Here is a 4,973-nt window from a genome sequence, read left to right on the forward strand (position 1 = left end):
CCAGTGGCCCCTGAACCCCGGGCATCCGGCCCCCTTCGCCGAGATCGGTCCGCTTCCGCGTCGAGATCGGTCCAGCTCCGGCTCGGGCTCATGGTGTTGTCAGTGCATCTGAGGCAGTGCCCGGCGTGCGGTGCGCCGGCTGCGGGGCGCTGAGAGTTCGGCGGGGCGCGGTCTTCGCCGGTGTTCTTCGGTGTTGCACATGGGAGGGTGGGGCCTTTGCAGGGCGAGGGCCGGTTTTCCGCAGGATTGTGCGCTTTCCTGTTAGTCGTCGTGCTCGGTTGTCTGGCTCCCATGTGCGCTGAGGGGGGTCTGCGCACATGGGAGCGGGATCGTGGCCACCGCTGGGACTTCGTTTCCGCATGATTCCGGGGTTTTTGCCAACGCGGGTCGCGCGCGAATGTGCAACACCGTCGCCCCGGCGCCCGCAGGCCCCGGCAGAGGCGGGAACCCCTCGGAATCACTCATTCAGGTGCGGCCGACCGGCTCTTGCCCAGGATCACCCGGCGAAGCGGATCACGCCGGCGAGGCGGTCAGCTCGACGCCGGCGGCGCGCATCTCGGCGCGCGCCGCCTCGCCCAGCTCGGGGGACACCGGCTCGGTCAGGTCGGTGAGCACGCGCACGGCGTAGCCGCGCCGCCGGCCATCCAGCGCGGTGTCCTTGACGCAGTGCGACTCGGCAAGCCCGACGACGTCGAGCGCCTCGATGCCGGCGCCGGCCAGGATCCGGTCGAGGTCCGCGCCGTCGTCGGTCACGCCCTCGAAGCCCGAGTAGGCGGCGGAGTACTGGCCCTTCTTGACCCGCGCGTCCGGATGGAGCCCGGCCAGCGCGGGGTGGAGCTCGGCCTGGGCGGTGCCGGCGACGCCGTGGGGCGGCCAGGTGTCGACGAAGTCCGGCGTGTCCGAGAAGTGGGGGCCGGGGTCGATGTGCCAGTCCTGGGTGGTGACCACCAGGCGGTAGTCCTCCCGGTGGGCGGCCGCATAGGCGGCCACGCGCACGGCGACCGCGTTGCCGCCGGCGACGGCGAGCGCACCGCCCTCGCAGAAGGTCGGCTGGACGTCAACGATGATCAGGGCCCGGCTGCCCGCAGTATCTGTCATGACACACACTATATCCCCGGCGCGCCGACATCGGGCCCCTCTCAGCTCCGGCCGTCTCGCAGGGCGAGCGCCGCGCGGTACACCTCGTTGGGGCGCAGGCCCGCCCGCCCGGCCGCCTGCCCGGCCGCCGCCTTGAGGCGCATGCCGCCGTCGGCGAGCCTCAGGGCCTCCCGGGCGGCGGGCTGCGGGTCGGCCGCGACGGCGGGCGCCCCGGCGACGACGATCACGACCTCGCCCAGGACGGCGTCGGCGCTCGCCTCCGCCAGCTCGCCCAGGCTCGCCCGCCGCACCTCCTCGTGGGTCTTGGTCAGCTCCCGGCACAGCGCCGCCGGGCGCTGTGCACCGAAGACCTGCGCCATGGCGGCCAAGGTCCGGTGGGCGCGGCGCGGCGACTCGAAGAAGACCATGGTGCGCCGCTCCGCCGCCAGGGCCGCAAGGGCGCGGCGCTGCTCCCCGGCCCTGCGGGGCAGGAAGCCCTCGAAGGTGAAGCGGTCGCTGGCCAGGCCCGACACGGCCAGGGCCGCCAGCACGGCGGATGGGCCCGGCGCGACGGTCACGGGCACGCCCGCGTCGGCCGCGGCGACGACGAGCCGGTACCCGGGGTCCGACACCGAGGGCATGCCGGCGTCGGAGACGACCAGGACGCTGCGGCCCGCGCGCGCCTGATCGATCAGCTCGGCCGCCCGGGCGCGCTCGTTGTGCTCGTGGAGGGCGAGCAGCCGCCCGCCCACGCGCACGCCGAGGCGCCGGGCGAGCGCGAGCAGGCGCCGGGTGTCCTCGGCGGCGACGACGTCGGCCCGCTCGAGCCCGGTCCGCAGACGGGCGGAGGCGTCCCCGGCGTTCCCGATGGGGGTGGCGGCCAGGGTGATGGCGCCGCGTCTCGGCGTGTCGCAGGAATCGGGCGCAGCGGCCGGGCCCGACCCCTGCGTCGCCGCGGCCCGCGCCGCCCGGGTGTCGTCATTCATGGCCCCCAGTATGGCGGCACGCCTAGACTCACAACCGTGACCTCGCGCAGTGTTGATTCGGTTGATTCGCCAGACGGCGCCTCGGGCGCCTCAGCCAGCGACCCATGGCCCGTCGACAGCCCCGTTCCCGTGATATCCGCACAGGAGCCTCAGGAGGCGACCTGGGCGGAGGAGTCCGGGGAGGCGCCCCGCTGGACCGCCGTCGAGAACTCGGCGTCGGAGGCTGGGGGCGAGACCGGCGCCCCGCACGCGGAGGCCGCCGGCGGCCCGGTCCTGGGGGCCAGGCGGTCCGAGGACGAGCTGCGCACCCGGCTCGGCCTGCAGCCCGGGGACTGGAGCCTGCCCGCAGCCGTGAGGCTCAACGGCTGGATCGCCACGGCCGTCACGGGGGTTCTCGCGGCGCTCATGCGCCTGGTCGGGCTGAGCCACCCGCACTCGCTCATGTTCGACGAGATCTACTACGTCAAGGACGCCTATGCCCTGTGGCACAACGGGTACGAGTCCACGTGGGCGGCGAAGTCCGACGAGCTGTTCGCGCGGGGCGACTTCTCGGGGCTCACGACGGAGGGCTCCTTCGTCGTCCACCCCCAGCTCGGCAAGTGGCTCATCGGCCTGGGCATGCAGGTGTTCGGGCCGGAGTCCTCGTTCGGGTGGAGAGTCGTGCCCGCGCTCGCGGGCGTGGCCACCGTCGTCCTGCTGACCCGTCTGACGCTGCGGCTGACGCACTCGCCCCTGCTGGCGGGGCTGGCCGGGCTCCTGCTCGCCATCGACGGCGTGAACCTGACCGAGTCCCGCATCGGTCTCCTGGATATCTTCATCGGGCTGTTCGCGACGCTGACGGTGTACTGCCTGGTGCGGGACCGGGAGTGGTCGCGCGCAAGGCTGGCCCGGGACCTGGCGGGCACGGCCGCGGGTCATCTCGCGCCGAGGGCGCACCTGCGACCGTGGCTGCTGGCAGTGGGGGCCGCCGCTGGCCTGACCTGCTCGATCAAGTGGTCGGGGCTCTATCTGCTGGCGGCCATCGGGATCCTGGTGGTGGTGTGGGACACCACGGCGCTGTATCGCGCGAAGGTCAAGACCTGGTTCCTGGAGGGCGTCATCGCACGAGGAGTCGGCGACTTCCTGCGCGTGGTCCCGATCGCCTTCGCCGTCTATGCGGCGAGCTGGTGGTCCTGGTTCCTGCATCCCAAGGCCTACGAGCACGGGTGGGCGGCCGCCCAGCGGGCCGCGGGCGGCACGGTGGCGCGCTCCTGGCTGCCGGACTCCCTCAACGACCTGGTGGAGTACCACCTGGTGGCCTACAACTTCCACGTCCACCTCGAGAGCACCCACCCCTACATGTCCAAGCCGATCAGCTGGCTCGTGCAGTGGAGGCCGACGTCCTTCTACTTCCCCACCGGCAGCCAGCTCTCCGGCCAGAGCTGCGGCACCGCCCACTGCGCCCAGGCCATCACCTCCATCGGCAATATCCCGGTGTGGTGGTCCGCCATTATCGCCCTGGTCTTCGCGGTGGTGATCCTGGCGTTCGAGAACCGGGACTGGAGGGTGTGGGTGGCGCTCATCGGCTACGTGGGCCTGTACCTGCCCTGGTTCCTGTACGGCAACCGGACGATCTTCACGTTCTACACCGTGGCCTTCGTCCCGTTCGTGGTGCTGGTGCTCGTGCTCGCCCTGGGCTCGGCGATGGGGATGCTCGCCCCTGTCCCGGGCTCTCACGAGGCGGCTCACGAGAAGCGCCTCATCCAGGTCGGGTGGATCGGTGAGGGCAGGCCGCACCCGCGGGGCGCGCTGGGCGCCTACCTGGGCTTCGGCGCGCGCCCATCGCGAATGCGGCTGTCTCCGGAGTGGACGGGGGTGCCGACCTGGCGGCTTCACGGCGAGGGCGTCGTGCTGACCGCGATGGTCGTGCTCGCGGCGATCGTGTTCGCGCTGCTGTGGTGGCCGCTGTGGACCGGACAGACGGTGTCCTACGAGTTCTGGCACTGGCACATGCTGATGACCTCCTGGGTCTGAACCCGGCGGATCCACCCGGATCCGGACTCGGCGGATCGGCGTCCCGCACCCCTGCCCCGCCGCCCGTCCCCTGTCGTCGAGATTGGTTCAGCCCCGGCTCGAGATCGGTCCGGTCGTGTTCCATTGCGAGGGGACACCGGAACGCCGTGGCCGCGGGGGCGTGGTCGCCGACTCGTGCGGTTTCCGCGGCCGGAGCCGGCTCACGGGGAGAGTGCGTGTGGGCGCGCGAGGTCGGGGTCTGACGCTCTCGTCGGCGCGCAGGGTAGGGAGCCCGTCAGGATGACATTGGAGGGTCAAGGCGCCGCATGTGTCGAGCAGATCCCTACGATCATGTGGCATTCTGATGGAATAATCCGCCTGGTCCCGGTTCTCCCGCCGCGTTGCCCAGGGGCGTGGCGGACCGGCATGCGGTGCGGCGCGACGGCTCGCCCGCCGCACTGTCTGGTCGGCCCGCCGGTCGCCTGCGGCGTCATCGGCGCGGGATGCGGGTAGGCGCGGAGCATCTCGGCGTCCAGGCGATGTCCAGGCGATGCGGGACGCGGGGGACGGCATGAGCGGGGTCGGCCCGGGCCCGCGGCGCCCCGGGCGTCCGAGTGGGGCGGGCCGGAATGTGAATACGCCTTTGCAGCGTCAACCGTCGCTGATGTTCAGGGGGCTGCGCATGTGTCGTCCGCCGGTTCGGCTCAGGTTCGTTTGTCTGGTTTTTATCCGGCTTTGTGATGTGTGGTGGTGGTTCGTGTGGTGTGTGTAGGCCCCTGCCGGGGCGGCCGCGTCATCGCGTTGCCGCCCCGGCAGGGGTCTTTCTCTTGTGTGGTCTCGGCGGTGTCCTGCTCTTCCGCGTCTGGTTGGGCGCAGTACCATTGGCGCTGGGGGTCTTAGCTTCCGGGTTCGGGATGG

3 protein-coding genes are annotated in these 4,973 nt (G+C 72.1%); 1 reads left to right on the forward strand and 2 read right to left on the reverse strand.

Annotated elements, in window-relative coordinates:
- Positions 1-513: 513 nt before the first annotated feature.
- Together O145_RS15020 and rsmI are read right to left on the reverse strand one after the other, a co-directional pair.
- Positions 514-1,098: an isochorismatase family protein gene (locus tag O145_RS15020; RefSeq protein ID WP_043564440.1), complete on the reverse strand. Its 585-nt coding sequence runs from the start codon at positions 1,096-1,098 to the stop codon at positions 514-516.
- 41 nt (positions 1,099-1,139) lie between these two features.
- Positions 1,140-2,063: a 16S rRNA (cytidine(1402)-2'-O)-methyltransferase gene (gene rsmI / locus O145_RS15025; RefSeq protein ID WP_043564442.1), complete on the reverse strand. Its 924-nt coding sequence runs from the start codon at positions 2,061-2,063 to the stop codon at positions 1,140-1,142.
- A 129-nt stretch (positions 2,064-2,192) separates the two neighbouring features.
- Here rsmI and O145_RS15030 point away from each other — a divergent pair, with 129 nt between their 5' ends.
- Entirely contained in the window at positions 2,193-4,076 is a 1,884-nt protein-coding gene (locus tag O145_RS15030) for a dolichyl-phosphate-mannose--protein mannosyltransferase (RefSeq protein WP_411265969.1), read from the forward strand.
- The last annotated feature ends 897 nt before the right edge of the window (positions 4,077-4,973 follow it).

Source organism: Actinomyces israelii DSM 43320 (genome assembly GCF_000711965.1).
GTDB lineage: Bacteria > Actinomycetota > Actinomycetes > Actinomycetales > Actinomycetaceae > Actinomyces > Actinomyces israelii.

Excerpts from the sequence above, each read along its gene's own strand:
- O145_RS15020 (WP_043564440.1), bottom strand. The coding sequence starts at position 1,098 with ATGACAGATACTGCGGGCAGCCGGGCCCTGATCATCGTTGACGTCCAG.
- rsmI (WP_043564442.1), bottom strand. The coding sequence starts at position 2,063 with ATGAATGACGACACCCGGGCGGCGCGGGCCGCGGCGACGCAGGGGTCG.